Genomic DNA, 20,821 nt, shown 5'->3' with positions numbered 1-20,821 from the left:
TGTAGTCCGGCACCTTGACGATGTTCAAATAGATCGCCGGCGCGATGCCGGTGCGCGTGATGGCGCGGCTGGTGGCGCCGCGCAGCGCCAGCGCCGAGCCGGCCGCGGTGGCGGCGGCGTTGGTGACCTCGGGCCGCGCCTGCATCTCGGCGCGGATCTTCGGCCATTGATTGATCGAGATCACCCGCTGGGTCGGACGCTGTACGACGGCCGATTCGAACGTGCCCGGCGTGTCGCGCAGGGGCCGCGCCACCTGGTCGGGCGGGATGAGCTGGATCTGCGGCTGCGAGGTCAGTACGCGCTTGATGAAATTAGCCTGCAGCCCGGCCAGCATCGCCGACATGAAGACGATGACGCCGACCCCGATGGCGATGCCGCCGACGATCACCAGGGTCTGCAGCGCGCCGTCGAGCAGGAAGCGCACAGCGGCGATCCACTCGAACGGCAGCAGGCGGTTCATGGCACGACCGCCCGGATACGCTGGCCCGCTTTGACGCCTGAGGTCAGCGGGATGACGCGGTCGCCGGCTGCGAGCCCGTCCAGCACCTCGTAGAAGCCGACGCCGCGCAAACCGAGCTTGATCTTCTTCACCACCGCGCGTCCGCCGACCGCCGCCAGCACGTAGGGCGCGGTGCCGGCGTCGTGCACCGCGCGCGCCGGGACAATCACGACGTCGTCGCGCTGCGCAGTGGCAATATCAACCGACACCGTCATGTCCTGGCGCAGATAGTCCGGCACAGGATCGACCTTGAGTTTGACCTCGACCGAAGCGCGGTTGATGTCGACAGATGGGTTGATGTAGCTCAGCGTGGCTGCGAAGCGGCGATCCGGATAAGCGTCGGCCGAGGCCACCGCGTGCTGGCCGAGCGCGAGCTGGCCGAGGTTCTTTTCGTCGATCTGCACCACGATCTGGGTCTCGCCCGCCGGCGCCAGCACCAGCAACGCCTTGCCGGGCTGCACCACCGAGCCGCGTTCGACATTGCGGGTAATGAGGACGCCGTCGCGGGGGGCCGTGATGAGCGCGTAGCCGAGCCGCGCCCGCGCCGTGCCGAGATTGGCGCGCGCCTGGCTGAGCTGCGTTTCGGCCATCACGTAGTCGCTGCCGCCCGGGCTCGAGGTGTAGAGCTGCAGCTCCGCGGTGCGAACCTGGGTGCGGGCGACGTCGAGATTCTTGGTCGCCTCGTCCAGCGTGGCGCGGGTGCCGAAGCCCTTGTCGGCGAGCTTCGAGGCACGCTCATAGGCGGCTTCGGCATTGAGCAGATTGGCCTGGGCCTGTTTGAGCGATTGGTCGGCGGCCGGACCGGTGAGCTCCTTGAGCTGCCGCATCCGCGCCTCGGCCTGCGCCACCGCGCCCTCGGTCTGCACGACGGCGGCACGCAGTTCGCTGTCCTCGATCGCGATCAGCTCCTGCCCCTGCCGGACCTGCTGACCTTCGACGACGAGCACGTCCTTGACGGTGCCGGTGATCTGGCTGCCTATCTCGACGCGGTACGGCGTCTCGATGTGCCCTGAAGCCACCACCGTCTGCACCAGGTCGCCGCGCTGCACCTCGGCCACCACGACTTCCGGCCCGAGCAGCAGCCGCGTCAGCCCGAGCGCCGCGGCGAGCAGCACCGCGGCGATGCCGAGCACCGGCCATTTGTGGCGCCACAGCGCGCCCGCCCACGCGGCCGGTCCGGAGGTCCGCGCCTGACTGGCCGCTCCGCCCGCCTGGTCCGCATCGACGTGCATGATGATCCACCGACTGCCCCACCCGACCCGTAGCCTCGCGATCGGGGGGCTCCATTGCGGAAGATCAATTGCGCGCCGCGCGGCGCGTGCTCAAAATTCCGGTCTCGCTGCGGACCTTGTCCGCAATGCTGGTTGAGCAAGGAGTCCGGATGATCGCTGCTGCCCTGCTGGTGTTGATCGTGGCCGCATTGTTGTTCGGCTCCGGCTGGCTGTCCTGCACGATCGCCCGACGGCTGGAGGCGAAATTCCCGCCGCAGGGCGTGTTCGTCGACGCCAATGGCGTACGGATGCACGTGCTCGACCTGGGCCCGGCGCAGCCCTCCGAGCGGCCGCTGCCGACGGTGCTGCTGGTGCACGGTGCCAATCTGTGCAGCGAAGACATGCGGCTGGCGCTCGGCGCGCGGCTGTCGCGGCGACTGCGGGTGATCATCCCGGACCGCCCCGGCCAGGGCTACAGCGCTCCCGGCCTCGGCCCCTTGGCCTCGCCCGCCTACCAGGTGACGTTGCTCCGCGAGGTGCTGCGCGAACGCGGCGTGACAGGCCCGCTGATCGTGGTCGGCCATTCGTTCGGCGGACTGATCGCACTGCGCTACGCGCTCGACAATCCCGACACCGTGCAGGGTCTGGTGGTGATCAATCCGACCACGCACCCGCGGCCGCGCGGCATCCGCTGGGTGCAGCGGATATTCGATGTGCTGATGAAGCCGTCGATCAACTACACGGTGCTGCCGCCGATGTTCATGTCGATGATGGGCCGGGTCGCGACGCGAATCTTCCGGCCGGAGCCGCCGCCGCCGGACTATGCCGACAACAGCCGGCTCGGGCTGGCGCTGATGGCGAAGCGGTTTTCCGGAAGCCTGCAGGAATATTCCGGGCTGCGCGACCAGTTGATCGACCATGTGCCGCGCTATCCCGCCATCCAGGCGCCGACCGTCATCATCGCCGGCAGCGCCGATCCGGTGGTGCCGCCGCAGATCCATGCCGAGGCGCTGGCCCAGGCGTTGCCCCATGCGCGGCTGATCCGAATCGCGGGCGGGGGGCATATGGTCCACCATGCGCATGCGGACGTGATCGCGGCCGAGATCGAGCGGCTGGCCGGCTGCGCCGGTAGCCCGACCACGCTGCGCGCGGTCGAGCGCCCGCTTCAGGTCGGGGGGCCGCAACCGGCTTGACATCGGCGGGTCCAGCGATGAAACCCGAACCGGTTCGACCGCGTTCCACTCGACAGGCAGGAGATTCCCCTATGACCGTCTTCAAGCTGATTTGCGCCGTCGCGGTGGTCTCGCTGGCGGCCACCGCCCCGGCGGCCGCCAAGCACAAGCATCGGCATCACCGCCACGCCGGGGAAGGCTCGCTGTACATCCACAATTATGGTCCGCCGATCTGGCCGGAGCAGCCGTTCGCCTATTACGACGGCCCGACGTCGGCGCTGTGCAAGCAGGGCGCAGCCGCATACCGTGGCCAGGATGGCCGCCGCCACCCGTGCTATTGATCGATGCGTCCCTCGCTCCCATCGGACCGACCCCATGACTGACCTCGCCCCGCCCGAAGAGATCCGTAAGGTGGCAGCCGCGCTGCTCAAGACGGCCATCGAGATCGTCTCCGAGGAGGACGGCGGCGCGCACAACCAGTGCAAACTGTGCAACGCCTCGGTGCCGTGGCTGCAGACCGGCGACGAGATCAAGCACGCACCGGACTGTCCGGTCGTGCTGGCCCAGCGCATCCTGTCGTCACGGCCCAAGCTGCACAGCGTGTAGCCGCGCGCTGCGGCGCGAGGTATCTCGCGAACCGCTCGGCGCGACCCGGCCGACCCTTTCACAAAACCGTCCCCTCCCCGTCATTGCGAGGAGCGCAGCGACGAAGCAATCCAGCGCAGTGCTCGGCGCTGGATTGCTTCGCTGTGCTCGCAATGACAGCAAACGATGGCATAGTGAGTGTCGCCATCGCTGTTGCTGTGACGCAGCTAATTCACCGCATCCCGCGTCACCGCAGCCGGGGGCTGACTGGCTTCTGCGATGGTTTCCTCGGCGATCCAGCGCGTCACGGCGGCGAGATCGCAGCCGCTTTCTTCATAGACGCGAAGCTGGGCGTCCGCGGAGCTGCCGCGGCGCAGGATGTTGCGGCACGATTCGACCTCGGCAAGACAGCCGAGCATCTCCGCATCCTCACGCACCAATTCGATCACCCGATCGAGCGCCTGTGCGATCGGCACCGCGCCATCCCGCGAAGCGAAGCTGCAGCCCGTCCCATAGCGCTGGGCACGCCATTTGTTCTCGACCGCGATGGCGCGTTCGACGGCATCGACCTTCGGCGTCTCCGGCATTTCGCCGAGATGGCGAACCAGCGCGCGATACAGGCACGCGATCGCGACCGCATCGTCGAGCCGGGTGCAGACGTCCGGCGCGCGCAGCTCTAGCGTCGGGTGCCGGAACGACGGACGCATCGCCCACCACACGTGGCTCTCGTCCGGGATCACACCCGACTTGACCAGCGCGTTGATGTAATCCTCATAGCCGCGCTGATCCTCGAACAGCTCCGGCAAGCCGGTGCGAGGGAGCTCGCTATAGGCGGCCAGCCGATAACCGCGCAGGCCGGTGTTTTCCGAGCTCCAAAACGGCGACGACGTCGACAGCGCCAGAAACAACGGCAGATGCGGGATCATCGCGCACATCACCGGAAAGCGCTTCTCCGGCTGGGGCAATTGCACATGGACGTGCATGCCGCACAGCATGTTGCGATAGCCGATCACCTGAAGGTTCTCGATCATCTCGAAGTAGCGCGGCTTCGGCGTCGGCTGCGATGCACGCCACGACGCGGTCGGATGCGTGCTGCACGCCATGATGACGAGGCCATATTGCGCCGCGACCGCCGCCACCTCGCGGCGCAGGAAGCGCAACTCCTGACGCGCGTCCTTCGGGTCGACGTGGACATTGGTGGCCACCTCGATCTGCGCCTGGAGCATCTCGCGCATCACCTGACCGCCCGTCGACCAGTTGGCCGCCTCGAACAATTCGTTGGGTGTCAGGATCGCGGCCTCGCCCGTCTTGGCATCGGCGAGAAAGTACTCTTCCTCGATGCCGAACGAATAGCCGGCCGCCTCAGCGTCGCTGCCGGCGGCGGAACGGATCACGATGTGGCTCTGGTCGCCGCTGAGATTGAGGCGGAGCCGCTCGATAATCTTCGGATCAAACTGCATGTTCTTGCAACCAGGCTTCGAGCAGAGCGGCCTGCCACAGACGCGAGTGGCCCTTCGGGCTCTTCTCCGCTTCAGGATGATCCAACATGTGATCGATGAACTCGGACCGATACAAACCGCGTTCGCGCGCCGCGCGCGAGCCGAGCACGTCGCGAACATAGGAGAGGAAATCGCCTTCCAGATGCCGCAGCGACGGCACCGGGAAGTAGCCCTTCGGCCGGTCGATCACTTCGGCGGGCAATAGCGAACGCGCGGCCTGCTTGAGGATGTATTTGCCGCCGTCCGCGACCTTCAGGCGCGACGGCATTCGGGCTGCGAGTTCGACCACCTCGTGATCGAGGAACGGCACGCGCGCTTCGAGCCCATGCGCCATCGTCATGTTGTCGACGCGCTTGACCGGATCGTCGACCAGCATGATCTCGGCATCGATCTGCAACGCCTTGTCGACCGCGGACGTCGCGGCGGTCTGTGCGAAGAAGGATTCGACGAACTCTGTGCTGGCGTCCTCGCCTAGCATGTCGTCCGCCAGCAGCTTGCGCAGATCGTCCTGCTGCCAGTCGAAATAAGAGTCGCGATACTGCCGCGCAGCATCGTTGGTGGTGAGGAAGGACGGATACCAGCTGTAGCCGCCGAAGATCTCGTCGGCGCCCTGCCCGCTCTGCACCACGCGCACACGCTTCGCCACTTCGCGCGACAGCAGATAGAACGCGACGGAATCATGGCTGACCATCGGCTCGGACATCGCCCGGATCGCATCGGGCAGCACGCCGAGCGCCTCGCCGCCGTCGATGCGGATCTGCTCGTGCTCGGTGCCGAAATGCTTGGCGATGATGTCCGAGTAGTAGAACTCGTCGCCGCTCTGGCCGCCGACGCTGTCGAAGCCGATCGAGAAGGTGCGGACATTGCCGTGGCCGAGCTTGGCGAGCAACGCCACGATCAGCGACGAATCCAGCCCTCCCGACAGCAGCACGCCGACCGGCACGTCGGCGACACGGCGGCGATCAACCGCCGCCAGCATCGCGTCGTTGACGGCCTCGCTCCACTCCTGCTCGCTGAGCCGGCGGTCGCCGCCGCGCTCGCCCACGGCGAACTGCCAATAGCGCTCGGTGGTCTTGGTACCGTCCGGCGCGATCGTCAGAATCGTGGCCGGGTCGAGCTTCTTGACGCCGTTCAGGATGGTTCGCGGCGCCGGCACGGCAGCATGGAAGCTGAAGAAATGATGCAGCGCGACCGGATCGATGCTGCGATCGACCCCGCCCGCGGCAAGCAGCGCCGGCAGCGTCGAGGCGAACCGGAAGAAACCGTCGCCTTCGGTGTAGTACAACGGCTTGATCCCGAGCCGATCGCGCACCAGCACGACGCGACCGCTATCACGCTCCCACAACGCGAAGGCGAACATGCCCTTGAAGCGACGCACGCAATCGGTGCCCCAGGCGTGATACGCCTTGACGATGACTTCGGTGTCGCCTTCCGAGAAGAAGCGATAGCCCTTGCCCTGTAACTCGCTTTTCAGCTCGCGGAAATTGTAGATGCAGCCGTTGAAAACGATGCCGAGGCCGAGCTCATTGTCGATCATCGGTTGCTGCGATGTCGACGACTGATCGAGGATCGCGAGCCGCCGATGGCCGAATGCCATCGCCCCATGGTCCAGTCCCTGCGAAAACACACCTTCCGCATCCGGACCGCGCGACTGCATTGAGCGCGTCATCGTCCAGAATGCCGGAAGCCGAACATCATTCTTGGTGCGGATCTCTCCGCAAATTCCACACATTGTCCCTGGGCCTCGCTTGCTGCTTTTTCAGGCGCGCGCGACAACCCTTGGGGCACCCGGATGTTCCGATTTCAGCTCCGGTTCATTCGGCATGAAGGGGAACAGCTCGATTTCATGCGCAGATTTTGACAACAGCACGTGATTAGCTGGAACTTCGATCCAGCCCGGCTCCCCGTCATAGGGTTCCGATGCGACGATCAGGCGATCGCCAGCCTGCCGATAATACAATGAGTTCGCCGAGTCGTTTTCGGCGAAGCGGAAAGCGTACAGATCCTGGCCATTGGCGAGCGCGGCGGTGAAGCGCATCCGTTCGCGCAGACCGTTCTCGTTTAGCAGCGCGCGGAGCCGCGTCATCACGGTGCGCGTCGCCGCGATCGGATCTTCATCGATGCCCGCGCCCATGATGGCCAGGAAGATCGCCTCGGAGTCGGTATTGCCACTACGCGATGGATACAGCGGGTCGGGGATCATCGCTTCGATGCGGCGGCGCAGCCGGCTCCAGCTGCCGACGAAGCCATTGTGCATGAACATCCAGCGGCCGCACGCGAACGGATGACAGTTCTGCCGCGTCACCGGCGTGCCGGTGGCGGCGCGGACATGCGCGAAGAACATATGCGATTGCAGATGCCTGCAGAGATAGCGGAGATTTTCATCCGACCAGGCCGGCCGCGTTTCACGATACAGGCCCGGCTCCGGGTGCACGCCGTACCAGCCGAGTCCGAAGCCGTCGCCATTGGTCGGCCCGGCGGATTCACGCGCGCGCAGGCTCTGCGTGATCAGCGAATGCACCGGCTCGGTGACGTAGTTCTCGAAGAGAGTCGTCTCTCCGCGATAGGCAATCCAGCGACACATCGGGAACCTCGGATGACAGACGCAACGTTGTGACGCGCGCGAGTGCGCGACGTTGCGTGTCGGGGTCAATCGCCGCGGGCGGCCGCGGTTCCCATTCGACGTGTTCAGCCCAGGAACTGTCCGCCCGCCTCATCGACGATGATGAGACGACGCGAATGTGCCTCAAGCAAGGAAAGGGGGCGGCCCCGTGCAAGGCCGCCCCCTCAATCCTCCGCTTGCTCGACGATTTGCCTTGCTGATTACTTGCTGACCAGAACGACCTTGCCGTCCTCGATCTTCACCAAGTGCGTCACAGCCGGACTCTGCCCGCTTTCCTTGCCGGCCGGGCCGACCTTCTCGAATTTGATCTTGCCGGTCAGCCCCGAATAGCTGACCTCCCACAACGCCGCACGGATCTTTTCAGAATCGGCCGCGCCTGCCTTCTCGATCGCTCTGGCGAGCACATACACGGCGTCGTAACCGCGCGCCCCCTCCGGCATTCCGCCTGGAGGCAGGCCCGCCTTGCCCCAATCCGCAATAAACAGCTTCGCGGCTTCCGGATCTGCCGCCGTCTCCGGAAACCAGGGCGCGAACATCGCATCGTGATACGAGTCGTTCGCCGCCGTTCCGGCCTGCGCGATCAACTGATCCGGCAGCGTACCGCCGGTGGTGACGATGCGCCGCTTCAGGCCCAGCGACTGCGCCTGCTTCATCAGCAAGGTCATCTGCTCGACGCCGGTGGTGATGAACAGCGTGTCGCTGTCGGTGCCCTTCAGGTTCGACAACTGCGCCGACACATCCTGCGCGGCGGCATCCATCGTCAGCGACTTGTTCACCGTGAGGCCCTTGTCCTTCAGCATCTTGCCGAACTCGGCGGCGGCGCCGAGGCCCCAATCGTTGTTCACGGTGAGGAAGTCGGCCTTCTTGATACCGAGCGGCTCGACGAAGCGCGCGAAGCTCTTGGCCTCAGTGCCGTTGGTCGGGCTGATGCGGAAAACGTAAGGATTGCCCAGCGTGGTGATCTTGTCGGCGCTCGAGGTCTCGACCACCATCGGCACCTGATATTCGAGCAGCTTGGGCATCACCGCCAGCGTGTAGGTCGAGCTCCAGGCCCCGACCAGCGCCGGCACCTTGTCCCGCGTGATCAGCTTCTCGGCGACAGCGGCGGCTTCGGTCGGATTGCTCTTGTTGTCCTCGATGATCAGTTCGAGCTTCTTGCCGAGAATGCCGCCCTTGGCGTTGATCTGCGCCGCGGCGATCTTGGTGCCCGCCGTCACCATATTGCCTGCAGCGGCGACGACGCCGGTGAGCGGCTGGTTGACGCCGATCTTGATGGTCTCCTGCGCGGCAGCGGGGCCGCTGACGGCAACGGCGACGGCGACACACGCCATCCACGAACGCGACGAGCTCATCTTCATCTTCTCCTTGGCCGAACCAGGTTGACGCCTCGCAACGCGGAGCCACGCCGCATTTTGCTCTAATAGCCTAACTTTAGGATGTTTGCAGTCAACGGGCCCTGGCGGCGATAATTCCGGCAGGCCTTGCCCAACATCGACGCAGTGACGCCGTTGTCGCCTGTAAATCTATTGTGCTATTTATAGGACGTATTAGCGAGCGCGGCGGCATGCCGCACGCAGATCACCGAGGAGACGCACGAATGGATCTCGACGGCAGCGTGGCGATCGTGACGGGCGGCGCGATGGGGATCGGCTTTGCCGCCTGCGAGGCGCTCGCCGCGCAAGGCGCCGCGATTCTGGTCGCCGACAAGACGGACGCGGCCGCCGCGGCCGACAAGCTGCGCAGCAAGGGGCATCGCGCCGCTCACGCCGACACCGACGTGTCCAGCGAAGCCGACACCGCCGCGATGGCCGATGCCGCGCTGCGCGCCTTCGGCCGCATCGATATCCTGCTCAACAATGCGGCGATCTATTCGACTCTGACGTCGAAACCGTTCGAGGAACTCACCGTCGCCGAGTGGCGCACCATTCTGGACGTCAACGTCATCGGCCAATTCCTGTGCTGCAAGGCAGTCGTACCGCACTTCAAGGCGCAGCAGTCCGGCCGCATCATCAACATTTCCTCCGGCGTCGCCTTCAAGGGCAATCCCGGCATGCTGCATTACGTCGCCACCAAAGGCGCGATCGTGTCGATGACGCGCACGCTGGCCACCGAACTGGGCGACCATGGCGTCACCGTCAACAGCGTCGCGCCCGGCTTCACGCTCAGCGACGGTGTGCACAAAAATCCCGAACTGGCGGGAGCTGTCGCCGCCTTCTCCGTGCGCAATCGCGCGCTGAAGCGCGACATGCTGCCGACCGACCTCGGCGGCGCGATCTGCTTCTTCGCCGGCCCGCACGCCGCCTTCATCACCGGCCAGACGCTGGTGGTCGACGGCGGCGCTTACTACCACTGACCGCAGAGCCCACACGCAGGAGCGCGCTATGAGCTACATCCGCGAAGCATGGTACCCGGTGGTCTGGGCCGATCGCGTCGGCCGCGAGCTGACGCGCCACACCGTGCTGGAAGAGCCGATCGTGATTTATCGGCTGCAGGACGGCGGCATTGCCGCGCTGCAGGACGCCTGCCCGCACCGCCTCGCGCCGCTGTCGCTCGGCCGCCTGAAGGGCGACGACATCGAATGCGGCTATCACGGCATGACGTTCGACTGTGCCGGAAAATGCGTGCTGATCCCGGGGCAGGACATCATCCCGGGTCGGGCGCTGGTCCGCGCCTATCCGGTGCAGGTGAAATACGGCTTGGTCTGGCTGTATATGGGCGATGCCCGCAACGCCGATCCCAGCAAGATCTTCCACATCGAACAATACGACGACCCCGCCTGGCACGCGGTGCAGGGCGACACGCTTCGGATCGAGTGCAACTATCTCAGCCTGTGCGACAATCTGCTTGATCCGGCGCATGTGACCTTCGTCCACGCTACCACACTCGGCACGCCGGCCGGCGCCACCGTCCCGGTCAACAACGAGTATCACGGCAACGAGATCTGCGTCTGGCGCTGGATCCGCAATGCCGCGCCGATCGGCGTGTTCGCCAAGTTCGGCGGCCTCACCGGCATGGTCGACCGCTGGCACTACTATAACTACAGCACGCCGAGCTACTTCAAGATCGACATGGGCTCGTGCCCGACGGGCAGCATTCCGGACATGGAGCGCCGTTCGGAGGGCACGCAGATGTACACCTGCCACGTGCTGACGCCGGTCGATCAGCGCACCGTGCTGCAGCACTGGTTCCACGTCCGCAACTTCCGCACCAACGAATTCGAAATGGACGCCGATCTCAGCGCCAGCCTGGACATGGCGTTCCGCGAGGACAAGGTGATCCTCGAACGCATCCAGCTCGAGGAAGAACGCGCGCCGGACTTCAAGCGCATCATCCTCGGCATCGACGCCGCGCCCATGAAGATGCGGCGGATGGTCGACAAGCTGATCCAGGCGGAAGCGGCGCCGCGTCCGATCGCATGAGGCGCGGCGGCATCCGCGCCCGATGATCGAAATAGATGCACGCGCTGCGGATAATTTGCGCTCGTCGGCCGACGATGCGTGGCTAACATTCGGCCTGAGCCCCGACGATCTTCCAAGCGGCAACGCGCTCACCATCGAGAGGTTGGCATGACTCCGAACGAGCCTTCTACCATCGTCCTCGACGTCGTCGCATCGGTCACGGCGGGCATTCCCGTGTACTACACGGTGCCGGCGTCGGCAGAGCAGAACGACAGCCTTGTTCCGATGACCTCGCCGGTGAGCCTGTTCGATGGACTCCGCGGCTTCCGCAGCGCCGCGCAGCCCGCTCTCGACGCGATGAAGCTCGAGCGCGTCGGTCAGCTCGCCTTCGCCAGCTTGCGCGCCGCCTTGGCGGGCTTCGGCACCAGATCCCGGCGCAGCGCAAAGCAATTGCGCTGATAGTGAAATTCCGCGACGTAGATCGCGACATTGGCGCCATCCAATAAAACGAGGCGGCAATCGGCCGTCGGCTCGCCCACGCCGACCCGCAGCAGGCTGGACGTTTCCGGATCCGCGACCCCGATCGTCACCGTCTGCAGCGCATGCGCGACGTCGACATCGGGCATCTCCATGATGCGCGGCAGCGCCGGCTTGCGATTGAACGTGCGGCGGTCACGCGCATAAATTTCACGCGACAAACGCAGATTGGCGACCGCAAACGGCTCGCCCCGGCTGAACTGCACGCTGCGTAGCTGAACATAGTCCGGCGCCAGCACGCCCTCGCCGGCCTGCAGCAACGGCGGTGCCGCCTGCTCGTCGATGCTTACCACCTTGATGACGTTGTCGCGTACCGACTCGATGACTGATTCGAGGTCGTTGGCGAGATTGAACCAGTGCTTCTCCTTGGGACGCCCGGAGATGAACGTCCCTTTGCCGCGGATGGATTCAACGAGACCATCGTCGCGCAGCAGATCGAGCGCCTGCCGGACCGTGATCCGCGCGACCTTGAACTCCGCTTCGAGCTCTTCGATCGTCGATATCTTGTCGCCCTCGCTCCAGTGCCCACTCTCGATCCGCTGCCGCATCACCGAGGCGACCTGCAGATACAGCGGCACCCGATTTCGCTCGCGGTCTTGGCTTCGCATAGCTGAATTCTCACGACAGACTTGACGATGAGCAGACGACGGCTCGCACATCTTGCGCCTGTCCGCAGGGAAGCCGCGGGACCCGTCACCCGGCGCGACAATATAGCCGCCCCTGCACCAGGAAACATCCCAATATCAGTATTATAGTTCTGAAGTGGAGCAGGACCTCAACGCGAGATGAAATTGCCCGCGGCCCGATGGCTCTCATGTTCTCGGACGGCCTATCGGTCTCGGATCATCAGAACAAGACGGCTGAAGAGTATCCGTGGTGGGCCCGGCAGGACTCGAACCTGCAACCAGACCGTTATGAGCGGCCGGCTCTAACCATTGAGCTACAGGCCCCGCCGGGGCCGCCGGAGCGGCAGGGGGCAGATGGCCATACAATGCCGCGGGGCCACGGGCAATCCATAGCTGGGCGCGCGCGATGTCTGGCCGCCCTAGCAAAACGGTGCGGTCAGCGCGGCGTGGGGCCAGCGTTCGGCTCCAGCTGGGCTTCCAGCGCGACCTTGTCGAGCACCGACCAGACCTCCGCGATCTTCCCGTTCCGGATCTCGTAAAATACGTTTTCGGCGAAGCCGACTCGGTGTCCGTCGATGGCGAGGCCGAGAAAGCTACCGGTCGGGGTGCAGTCGAACCACAGCCGGCTGGCAATGCGCTCGGCGTCGCAGACCAGCAGCACGATGGCGAAGCGCAGGTCGGGAATGTCCCGAACATTCTGCTCCAGCATGGCGCGGTAGCCGGCGAGCCCCAGCTCGTTGCCGTTGTGGCGCACCTCGTCGGCCACGAAGCCGCCGAGCGCCGGCCAGTCGCGACGATTGAGGCAGTCGATGTAGTCACGATAAAAGCCGGCGAGATCCTGATCGCGCATGCATGCCCCTGCGGAAAGTCCTGCGGCGCTCGCGCAATCGCCGCCTATGCCACCGCCATCCGCGCCCCTCCCCGGCGCCGACGGGAGCGCCGCCACAGCGCGGTCCCGATGATGACATTGACGGCGTTCCAGGCGATGCCGTTGAGGAAGGCGGCGGCGTAGGAGCCGGTGGCGTCGAAGATCGCGCCGGAGATCCAGCCGCCGAGCGACATGCCGATCACCGAGGCCATGATGACCAGGCCGACGCGGGTGGCGGCCTCCCGCGCCGGCATCGCCTCGCGGACGATGATCGCATAGGCCGGCACGATGCCGCCCTGGAACAGGCCGAACATCGCCGAGATCACGTAGAGCGACGGCAGGCTGTCGAAGAACAGATAGAACAGCAGCGCCGCGCCCTGAGCCAGCGCGCCGAGCAGCAGCGTCGGGATGCCGCCGATGCGGTCGGCCAGGAAGCCGGAGCCGATCCGGCTGATGATCCCGAACGCGAGCATCAGCGACAGCATCTCGGCGCCGCGCGCGACGCCGTAGCCGAGGTCGCCGCAATAGGCGACGATGTGGACCTGTGGCATCGCCATCGCGACGCAGCAGGCGATCGCGGCGACGCACAGGATCGTGGTGAGCGTATTGGTGCCGAGCTGCAGGTCGATACGCGGCGCCGGCGCGGCAGCGGCGACCTGCGGTGCCGCGGCGCGCATCCGGGCGCGTAGCACGATCAGCGTCAGCGTCATCGCAATGACGCAGAATGCGCCGATCGCCAGATGCGTGGCACGCCAGCCATGGGTCTGCGTGCCCCAATTGACCAGCGGCGGCCACAGCGCGCCGCCCAGATAATTGCCGGAGGCGGAAATCGTGACCGCGAGGCCGCGATAGCGCTCGAACCAGTGCGACACCGCGGCCATCAGCGGGCCGAACGTCGCCGAGGCGCCGACGCCGATGACGAAGTGCATCAGGTTGAACTGCCATTGCGCAGCGGACAGGCCGGCCGCCGCATAGCCGAGCCCGATCAGCAGCACCCCGCTGCCGATCGCCGCGACGATGCCGAACCGGTCTGTCAGCTTGCCGGTGGCGACGCCGCCGAGGCCGAAGCCGAGCATCGCCATGGTGAAGGCCAGCGAGGCGGCGCCGCGGCTGGCGCCGAACTCGGCCTGCACCACCGGCAGCACCACCACCACCGACCACATCCCGACGCTGCCGATCGAGCCGATGACCAACGCGAGCCCGAGCCTGATCCAGGCCTGGCGGGAGTCGAGCATGAATGCCGGCCTTTCGCCGGTCGTTGATTGAGGCGTTTCCACGCCGCAACTTTGCCGCATGGTCCAGAGCGGTCAAGGGGCCGCGGCGGCGGCCGGCCATGCGAGCCGGTTAAAGGCTCGTTAACGCTTTCCTAACCATAAACCCGGCAAAATTTGCCCAGTGATCTGAAGTGTCGTCGGCCGCCAAGCGGGGAAAGCCCGTGGACGCCAGTGCGGTGCCTCACGTTGCAGCCGGCGTCCACCCCTCGGAGGGCGGACGCGCGGTCGTCGCAACCGACACGAGCAGGAAAAGGCGGCGAAGATGACGGATACCACGGTCGGCCAGGGCACCGGCGGCGGTCTTCCCAGCCTCAAAGACATCGGCGGGATGCTGAAGCGCGGCGATCTCGCGCTTGCGTTCGGCGTGCTCACCATCCTGGTCGTACTGATCCTGCCGCTGCCGGCGATCATCCTCGACCTGTTTCTGGCGATCTCGATCACCCTGTCGATTCTGATCCTGATGACGGCGCTTTTTATCCAGGCGCCGCTGGAATTCTCGTCGTTCCCGACCGTGCTGCTGATCTCGACCATGTTGCGGCTGTCGCTGAACATGGCCTCGACCCGGCTGATCCTGTCGCACGGCCACGAGGGCACGGCGGCGGCCGGTCATGTCATCGAAGCTTTCGGCAGCTTCGTGATGGGCGGCAATTTCGTCATCGGGATCATCGTCTTCACGATCCTGATCATCGTCAACTTCGTGGTCATCACCAAGGGTTCGGGCCGTATCGCCGAAGTCGCGGCGCGCTTCCAGCTCGACTCGATGCCCGGCAAGCAGATGGCGATCGACGCCGACCTCTCGGCCGGCCTGATCGACGAAGCCACCGCCAAGACGCGGCGCAAGGAGCTCGAGGACGAGAGCGGCTTCTTCGGCGCCATGGACGGTGCCTCGAAGTTCGTCCGCGGCGACGCCATTGCCGGCCTGCTGGTGGTGTTCATCAACGTGATCGGCGGCATCATCATCGGCGTCGCCCAGCAGGGGCTGAGCTTCGCCGAAGCCGGCCACACCTACACGCTGCTGACCGTCGGTGACGGCCTTGTCACCCAGGTGCCGGCACTCATCGTGTCGACCGCGGCCGGCCTTCTGGTGTCGAAGGCTGGTATCTCCGGCTCCGCCGATAAGGCGCTGATGAGCCAGCTGTCGGGCTATCCGCAGGCGCTCGGCATGGCGGCCGGCGTCATGCTGGTGCTGGCCACCCTGCCCGGAATTCCGACCCTGCCGTTCCTCGCTCTCGGCGGCGGCGCGGGATGGCTGGCGCTCAAGGCGAGCCGGCGCAAGAAGGAAACCAAGGCAGCGGCCGACGTGGCGGCGGCGCAGTCGCCGGCCGGGATGGCGGCAGCCGCTGCCGCAACCGCGGAAGAGCCGATCAGCGCCGCGCTGAAGATCGACGATTTGAAGATCGAACTCGGCTATGCGCTGCTGCCGCTGGTCAACGGCCCGGACGGCACCGACCGTCTCACCGAGCAGATCAAGGCGCTGCGCCGATCGCTGGCGATCGAAATGGGCTTCGTGATGCCGGCGGTCCGCATCCTCGACAACGTCCAGCTCGAGGCCAACACCTACGTCATCAAGATCAAGGAAGTCGACGCCGGCAGCGGGCGAATCTGGCCGAACCAGTTCATGGTCATGGACCCGGGCGGCGAGCAGGTCACGGTGCCGGGCATCCACACCACCGAGCCGACGTTTGGTCTGCCCGCCACCTGGGTCGACGCTGCGTTCAAGGAAGAGGCCTCGCTGAAGGGCTACACCGTGGTCGACGCCGCCACCGTGCTGTCGACGCACCTGACCGAACTGCTCAAGGGCAACATGGCGGATCTGCTGTCCTACGGCGAAACGCAGAAACTGCTGAAGGATCTGCCCGCCGAGCAGGCCGAACTGGTCAAGGACATCGTGCCCGGCCAGATCACCGTGTCGGGCATCCAGCGCGTGCTGCAATTGCTGCTCGCCGAGCGGATCTCGATCCGCGATCTGTCGACGATCCTGGAAGGCATCGCCGACGCGCTCGCCTTCTCGCGCAATCCGTCCACCATCGTCGAGCACGTCCGGGCCCGGCTGGCGCGGCAGATCTGCGCGCAGAACACCTCGTACAACGGGTACCTGCCGCTGATCGCATTGTCGGCGAAGTGGGAGCAGGCCTTCGCCGAATCAATCATCGGCCAAGGCGACGAACGCAGCCTGGCGATGGCGCCGTCGAAGCTGTCGGAATTCATGACGGCCGTGCGCGACAAATTCGAGCAGGCGGCGCGCGAAGGCGAAGCCCCGGTGCTGGTGACGTCGGCGGCGATCCGGCCGTTCGTGCGGTCTCTCGTCGAGCGTTTCCGGGCGCAGACGACCGTGCTGTCCCAGGCCGAAATTCATCCCCGCGCGCGGCTGAAGACGGTCGGCAGCGTCTGATTCGAGCTCGGAGAATGGCTCCAGGACGCACGCGTCCGGTGCGATATTTTCGTCACAGACAAGCGTGACGAGCGGTTATTCGTTGAGCAAGGGTAAACGGTGACAGCTTACCTTCGCGCCCGCAGAATGGTCTAACCAACTGAAAGTATTAAATTCTTACCTTTGTTCGCAGTCGCACCCTCGCGACGTTTCAAGTCTTATCACCGGCTTGTGATCGGATATTGGGAACGGGAAAGCAATGGACTACGTTTGTTCGGCGAGTTGTTTGAACCTGCTTCGAGATCGCGACTACCAATTCTCGAAGGTGGAGAAAGACACCAGGAGGCTCACCATGAACCACTCGATCTACAGCGCCGATCGCTCGACCCATCTCAAGGTCGTCGCCGTCGCATTGGTCGCAGGGATTGCCGTGGCCGGACTTGGTATCACTGCGCGCCTCGGCGCAAGCGATGGCTATACGCAGACCGCTCGCGTGATCAAAGCCGACAAGCCCGTGATGCTTTCGACGACGAACAACACGGCTATTCGCTGAGGATTGCTCTGAGCGTGATCCGATTGAGCCGAAAGAGTTTGCATTCACGCGGCGCTTGTTAAGCCCCCAGGTCGTCCGCGTGTGATGCAGTGATCCACTCGCCCCAAGTGGATCACCCAGAAAGCGCCCGCTCCCCACGGGCGCTTTCTTTTTGCGTCAGTCAGTTTGGCTGCGTCGCTCAATTGGTGAAGCTCGTCCGCTCTATTAGCAGGGCCTCATCCTGGTACGACAGCTCAGCAATCGCTGCGCAGCGGTGACGTCTAACGCGTCACAGCTCCAGTGAGCTACGTAAAATCAGGGCTTGGGCGGCACCGGCATCGGCGGCATGGTCTCGACCAGCTTGCCGGAATACACGATCGGGCCGGTGGCCACGCCGGTGGGCGACCCGCCTTCGGGCTCGATCGTCACCGCATAGGTCGCCTTGTTGACCATATCGGGGTCGTACGAGGCCATCGACGGATTGATGGTGAAATCGTGCGTGCCGATGACGCCCAGCGAGCGCGGCTTCTGCAGCTTATCCGACACCAGCCAGAGTTCGTAGCTCTTGCCGGGTTCGGGCGTCGCCGCAACGCGGCGAACCATGAACATCTTGTTGGCAGGGTCGACGGTGAGAATGAACGCTGGCGAGTCGCCGCTTTGCTGCAGCACCGCGACGTACTGCGCCGGCATCGCCGGTGGCGGTGTTTCGACCTTGACGACCTGGGTGCGCACCGGGGGCCGCAACGCGTTCGGCAGCAGATCGGGCTGATAGAGCTGCGCTCCGAGCACGAGCAGCAGCGCGGCCGCGATCGCACCGGTCGCACCGGCAACCCGCTTCCACACATAAGTCTGCTTGGCGAAACGAACGACGCGCATCGATTCCGGGCTGAGGCCCGAGCCGGCGTCGTTGGCGGGCCGCGGCGGCACGATCACCGTGTCGGCCAGTAGTGCCGGAGCCGCGGCGGCCGGCGGCAGCGCAAAGGCCTGCTGATCGCCGGATGCGCCGATCGCGGCCTTGATCCGCTCCCACACCTCCGGCGACGGCTCGACGCCGCCGACCATCTGGTTGAGCGCGCTCAGCCTGATCTGCCACGACTCGACGACGGCCGCGTAGTCCTTGTCGGCGGCCATCATGGCCTCGACTTGCGTCCGCTCGTCGGCATCGAGCGTGCCCAGCGCATACTCCGCGGCGAGCGCGATATGGTCTTCGCTCATGGCCATCAGACGAGTCCCAGACACTCCCGAATGTCCAGCATGCTACGGCGAAGCCAGGTCTTGACCGTATTCACCGGCGCATCGAACTTCGCCGCGAGCTGTTCGCGGCTCCAACCGTTGTAGTAAGCGAGCAGCACGAGTTTCTGGCGGTCCGGCTCCAGCCGGCCGACGCATTCGAGCAGTCGCTTCAATTCCTCTGTCATCTCACGGCGCGCCAGCGGGTCCGGCGAATCGGCGGCGGCCTCCTGCGCGGACGGCTCGTCCTCGATCGAGACTTCGCTGCGCTTGCGCGCGACGTCGATCGCCCGGTTACGCGCGATGGACGCCATCCAGGTAATCGGAGAAGCAACGCCGGGATTGAACGTTCCTGCGCTGTTCCAGATCTTGACGTAAGCCTCCTGGACGACTTCTTCCGCGAGATCCTGACGGCGCAAGATACGGAGAACGACGCCATAGAGTTTCGCGCGCGTGGCGTTGTAGAGCCGCTCGAAGGCCGCCTGGTCTCCCTTGGCCACAGCAGCGATCAGCCAGACCAACTCAGCCGACGTCAGCATTCAGTCCCCACCCCGGCGGTCGCGCCGCTCCGGCCCCTTCGGCCGCCCGGCAGCATATCGTGCGGTTGCGCGTTCCGCCACGGCGCGGCCACCACGATTGTGGATACTTCAAACAAAAAGCCCGGGCGTGGCCCGGGCTCTGCATGATCATCGTTGTCTCCGCTCAGGCGATGGCGCCGAGCCGGGAGCGCATCAGGCCGATGCTGTCGAGATCCGCCTGCTCCCGCGCGCTTTCCTCGGCGCGCTCGCGTGCCTGATCGCGCTCGTCGAGCAGCTCGACCTTCTTCAACTCGTCGAATGCCTCGGACAACTGCGCCCGCGCATCTTCGAGCTGGACGCGCAGCTCGTCGGCCGAGCGGGTCAAATTCTCGCGGCGCTGGATCGCGGCCTTGGCGTAGGTCGGATAGGCGAAGTGCGTGGGATCGCTTATGCCGGCGCGTTCCTGCTCGGTCTGGATTTCGCGCTCGAGGTCTACCGACATACGCTGGAAGTCCGCGATCATTCCCTCGATCTGGGCCACTCGCCTGCGCCGTTCGTCGACCTGAAATTTTTTCAAGCGGATCAGCGTGTCACGTGACTTCATCGACTCGTACTCCCCAGAAGTCCCGATTCAACGCGGGACATCACCGGCCTCCCGCGAGGGGCCAACCGGCAAAACGATTGACGTGCCAAGCATGATGACGTGACAAAGTTAGCGTTCCGTTTCCACAGACGTCAGGATCTGGGCGAGTTGGGCATAACCCGTGGCAAGGCTGGTCGCCTCGTCCTTGCCTTGGCGGAGGAACTCCTCCAGCGGCTCGTGCAGCCGCACCGCCTCGTCAACCTCGACGCTGGAGCCGGGCCGATAGGCGCCGAGCCGGATCAACTCCTCCATGTCGGCGTAAGTCGCCATCACCTGCCGGGCGCGTTTGATCACCGGCAGATAGGCCGGATCGCACGACCGCGGCATCGTGCGGGACACTGATTTGAGCACGTTGATGGCGGGATAACGGCCGCGTTCAGCGATCGAGCGCTGCATCACGATGTGGCCATCGAGAATGCCGCGGACCGCATCGGCAACCGGCTCGTTGTGGTCGTCGCCGTCGACCAGCACCGTAAAGATGCCGCTGATCGTCCCCTCGCCCATCCCGGGACCGGCGCGCTCCAGAAGCTTCGGCAGTTCGGTGAACACGGTCGGCGTGTAGCCCTTGGCGGTCGGTGGCTCGCCGGCGGACAGGCCGATCTCGCGCTGCGCCATGGCGAAGCGCGTCACCGAGTCCATCAGGCACAGCACGTCCTTGCCTTCGTCGCGAAAATACTCGGCGATCGACAGCGTCAGATAGGCCGCCTGGCGGCGCATCAGTGCCGGTTCGTCCGACGTCGCGATCACCACGACGGAGCGGGCAAGGCCTTCCTCGCCGAGATCGTCCTGCAGGAACTCCTGCACCTCGCGGCCACGTTCGCCGATCAGTCCGATCACCGACACCGCGGCATCGACGTTGCGGGCCAGCATCGACAGCAGCACCGATTTGCCAACGCCGGAACCGGCGAAGATACCCATGCGCTGACCGCGGCAGCAGGTGAGGAAGGTGTTAAGCGCTCGCACGCCGAGATCGAGCGGCGCGCCGACGCGTTTGCGCGAATGCGCCGGCGGCGGCGAATTGCGGAACGGCATCGGCGACGGCCCCTGCGGCAGCGGCCCCTTGCCGTCGATCGGTTCGCCCAAAGCGTTAACGACGCGGCCGAGCCAATGCGGCGACGGTCGCACCTGAGCGGCCGCGTTCGCGATGATCGCCCGGCAGCCGCGGCGCACGCCTTCAAGTCCTGCGAACGGCATGACGATGGCGTTGTTACCGGTGAATCCGATTACTTCGCACG

At 65.4% G+C, this 20,821-nt stretch carries 20 protein-coding genes, 1 tRNA gene and 1 pseudogene; 8 read left to right on the top strand and 14 right to left on the bottom strand.

Going from position 1 to position 20,821, the window contains the following annotated elements; translation table 11 throughout:
• Together ACOJTD_RS08000 and ACOJTD_RS07995 are read right to left on the bottom strand one after the other, a co-directional pair.
• A pseudogene (locus ACOJTD_RS08000) lies at positions 1-460 on the bottom strand (ABC transporter permease); the annotation flags it as partial.
• Positions 457-1,731, bottom strand: a complete 1,275-nt coding sequence (locus ACOJTD_RS07995; protein WP_420132387.1) for an efflux RND transporter periplasmic adaptor subunit — start codon at positions 1,729-1,731, stop codon at positions 457-459. The pseudogene ACOJTD_RS08000 and the gene ACOJTD_RS07995, both read right to left, overlap by 4 nt.
• A 149-nt stretch (positions 1,732-1,880) precedes the next feature.
• On the opposite strand from ACOJTD_RS07995, the gene ACOJTD_RS07990 reads away from it, so the two are divergent.
• The 3 genes from ACOJTD_RS07990 to ACOJTD_RS07980 all read left to right on the top strand — a co-directional run bounded on the left by ACOJTD_RS07990 (position 1,881) and on the right by ACOJTD_RS07980 (position 3,488).
• Positions 1,881-2,903 carry an alpha/beta fold hydrolase gene (locus ACOJTD_RS07990; protein ID WP_420132386.1) on the top strand — a complete coding sequence of 341 codons (1,023 nt, stop codon included), beginning with the start codon at positions 1,881-1,883 and terminating at the stop codon, positions 2,901-2,903.
• A gap of 71 nt (positions 2,904-2,974) precedes the next feature.
• Positions 2,975-3,223, top strand: coding sequence for a hypothetical protein (locus ACOJTD_RS07985; RefSeq protein WP_420132385.1), 249 nt, complete (start codon positions 2,975-2,977; stop codon positions 3,221-3,223).
• Between the two features lie 34 nt (positions 3,224-3,257).
• Entirely contained in the window at positions 3,258-3,488 is a 231-nt protein-coding gene (locus tag ACOJTD_RS07980) for a DUF3222 family protein (protein WP_420132384.1), read from the top strand.
• Positions 3,489-3,694: 206 nt separating this feature from the next.
• Here ACOJTD_RS07980 and ACOJTD_RS07975 read toward each other — a convergent pair whose 3' ends face one another.
• From ACOJTD_RS07975 to ACOJTD_RS07960, 4 genes are all read right to left on the bottom strand, one after another.
• Entirely contained in the window at positions 3,695-4,927 is a 1,233-nt protein-coding gene (locus ACOJTD_RS07975; RefSeq protein ID WP_420132383.1) for a carboxylate-amine ligase, read from the bottom strand.
• Positions 4,917-6,698, bottom strand: coding sequence for an N-acetylglutaminylglutamine amidotransferase (locus ACOJTD_RS07970; protein ID WP_420132382.1), 1,782 nt, complete (start codon positions 6,696-6,698; stop codon positions 4,917-4,919). Before ACOJTD_RS07970 ends, ACOJTD_RS07975 begins: the two co-directional genes overlap by 11 nt.
• Positions 6,699-6,725: 27 nt before the next feature.
• Positions 6,726-7,550 (bottom strand): class II glutamine amidotransferase, encoded by an 825-nt coding sequence (locus tag ACOJTD_RS07965; RefSeq protein ID WP_420132381.1) that lies wholly within the window; start codon positions 7,548-7,550, stop codon positions 6,726-6,728.
• A 239-nt stretch (positions 7,551-7,789) separates the two neighbouring features.
• Complete coding sequence (locus tag ACOJTD_RS07960) at positions 7,790-8,941, bottom strand: ABC transporter substrate-binding protein (protein WP_420132380.1); 1,152 nt, start codon at positions 8,939-8,941, stop codon at positions 7,790-7,792.
• Between the two features lie 245 nt (positions 8,942-9,186).
• Here ACOJTD_RS07960 and ACOJTD_RS07955 point away from each other — a divergent pair, with 245 nt between their 5' ends.
• From ACOJTD_RS07955 to ACOJTD_RS07945, 3 genes are all read left to right on the top strand, one after another.
• On the top strand, positions 9,187-9,942 hold the full coding sequence (locus ACOJTD_RS07955) for an SDR family NAD(P)-dependent oxidoreductase (protein ID WP_420132379.1): 756 nt from the start codon (positions 9,187-9,189) through the stop codon (positions 9,940-9,942).
• Positions 9,943-9,970: 28 nt separating this feature from the next.
• The gene (locus tag ACOJTD_RS07950; protein WP_420132378.1) at positions 9,971-11,008 is read left to right on the top strand and encodes a Rieske 2Fe-2S domain-containing protein; all 1,038 of its coding nucleotides are present in this window, start codon (positions 9,971-9,973) and stop codon (positions 11,006-11,008) included.
• A gap of 147 nt (positions 11,009-11,155) precedes the next feature.
• Complete coding sequence (locus tag ACOJTD_RS07945; protein WP_420132377.1) at positions 11,156-11,446, top strand: hypothetical protein; 291 nt, start codon at positions 11,156-11,158, stop codon at positions 11,444-11,446.
• On the opposite strand, the gene ACOJTD_RS07940 is transcribed toward ACOJTD_RS07945, so the two are convergent.
• The 4 genes from ACOJTD_RS07940 to ACOJTD_RS07925 form a co-directional block, all read right to left on the bottom strand.
• On the bottom strand, positions 11,365-12,132 hold the full coding sequence (locus ACOJTD_RS07940) for a GntR family transcriptional regulator (RefSeq protein ID WP_420132376.1): 768 nt from the start codon (positions 12,130-12,132) through the stop codon (positions 11,365-11,367). The genes ACOJTD_RS07945 and ACOJTD_RS07940 overlap by 82 nt on opposite strands.
• A gap of 266 nt (positions 12,133-12,398) precedes the next feature.
• Positions 12,399-12,474 (bottom strand) — tRNA-Ile (locus ACOJTD_RS07935).
• Positions 12,475-12,586: 112 nt separating this feature from the next.
• Positions 12,587-13,000 carry an ester cyclase gene (locus ACOJTD_RS07930; protein WP_420132375.1) on the bottom strand — a complete coding sequence of 138 codons (414 nt, stop codon included), beginning with the start codon at positions 12,998-13,000 and terminating at the stop codon, positions 12,587-12,589.
• Between the two features lie 44 nt (positions 13,001-13,044).
• Complete coding sequence (locus ACOJTD_RS07925) at positions 13,045-14,295, bottom strand: MFS transporter (protein WP_420132374.1); 1,251 nt, start codon at positions 14,293-14,295, stop codon at positions 13,045-13,047.
• A 259-nt stretch (positions 14,296-14,554) separates the two neighbouring features.
• Here ACOJTD_RS07925 and flhA point away from each other — a divergent pair, with 259 nt between their 5' ends.
• Both flhA and ACOJTD_RS07915 read left to right on the top strand, forming a co-directional pair.
• Positions 14,555-16,684 (top strand): flagellar biosynthesis protein FlhA, encoded by a 2,130-nt coding sequence (flhA, locus tag ACOJTD_RS07920; protein ID WP_420132373.1) that lies wholly within the window; start codon positions 14,555-14,557, stop codon positions 16,682-16,684.
• 331 nt (positions 16,685-17,015) lie between these two features.
• The gene (locus tag ACOJTD_RS07915; protein WP_054161408.1) at positions 17,016-17,216 is read left to right on the top strand and encodes a hypothetical protein; all 201 of its coding nucleotides are present in this window, start codon (positions 17,016-17,018) and stop codon (positions 17,214-17,216) included.
• Between the two features lie 294 nt (positions 17,217-17,510).
• On the opposite strand, the gene ACOJTD_RS07910 is transcribed toward ACOJTD_RS07915, so the two are convergent.
• From ACOJTD_RS07910 to fliI, 4 genes are all read right to left on the bottom strand, one after another.
• Positions 17,511-18,416 carry an anti-sigma factor gene (locus tag ACOJTD_RS07910; RefSeq protein WP_420132372.1) on the bottom strand — a complete coding sequence of 302 codons (906 nt, stop codon included), beginning with the start codon at positions 18,414-18,416 and terminating at the stop codon, positions 17,511-17,513.
• Positions 18,416-18,964, bottom strand: coding sequence for a sigma-70 family RNA polymerase sigma factor (locus tag ACOJTD_RS07905; RefSeq protein WP_054161406.1), 549 nt, complete (start codon positions 18,962-18,964; stop codon positions 18,416-18,418). The genes ACOJTD_RS07910 and ACOJTD_RS07905 overlap by 1 nt, the downstream gene beginning before the upstream one ends.
• Before the next feature lie 163 nt (positions 18,965-19,127).
• Entirely contained in the window at positions 19,128-19,547 is a 420-nt protein-coding gene (gene fliJ / locus ACOJTD_RS07900) for a flagellar export protein FliJ (protein ID WP_420132371.1), read from the bottom strand.
• Positions 19,548-19,655: 108 nt separating this feature from the next.
• Positions 19,656-20,821 (bottom strand): flagellar protein export ATPase FliI (gene fliI, locus ACOJTD_RS07895; RefSeq protein WP_420132370.1); only part of this gene is annotated, 1,166 nt, incomplete at its 5' end.

Origin of the sequence: Rhodopseudomonas sp., from assembly GCF_048594845.1 — a bacterium.
Taxonomy (GTDB): Bacteria; Pseudomonadota; Alphaproteobacteria; order Rhizobiales; family Xanthobacteraceae; genus Rhodopseudomonas.
The sequence above is the reverse complement of the archived record's forward strand: the minus strand, read 5'-3'. Positions and strand labels throughout refer to the sequence as shown.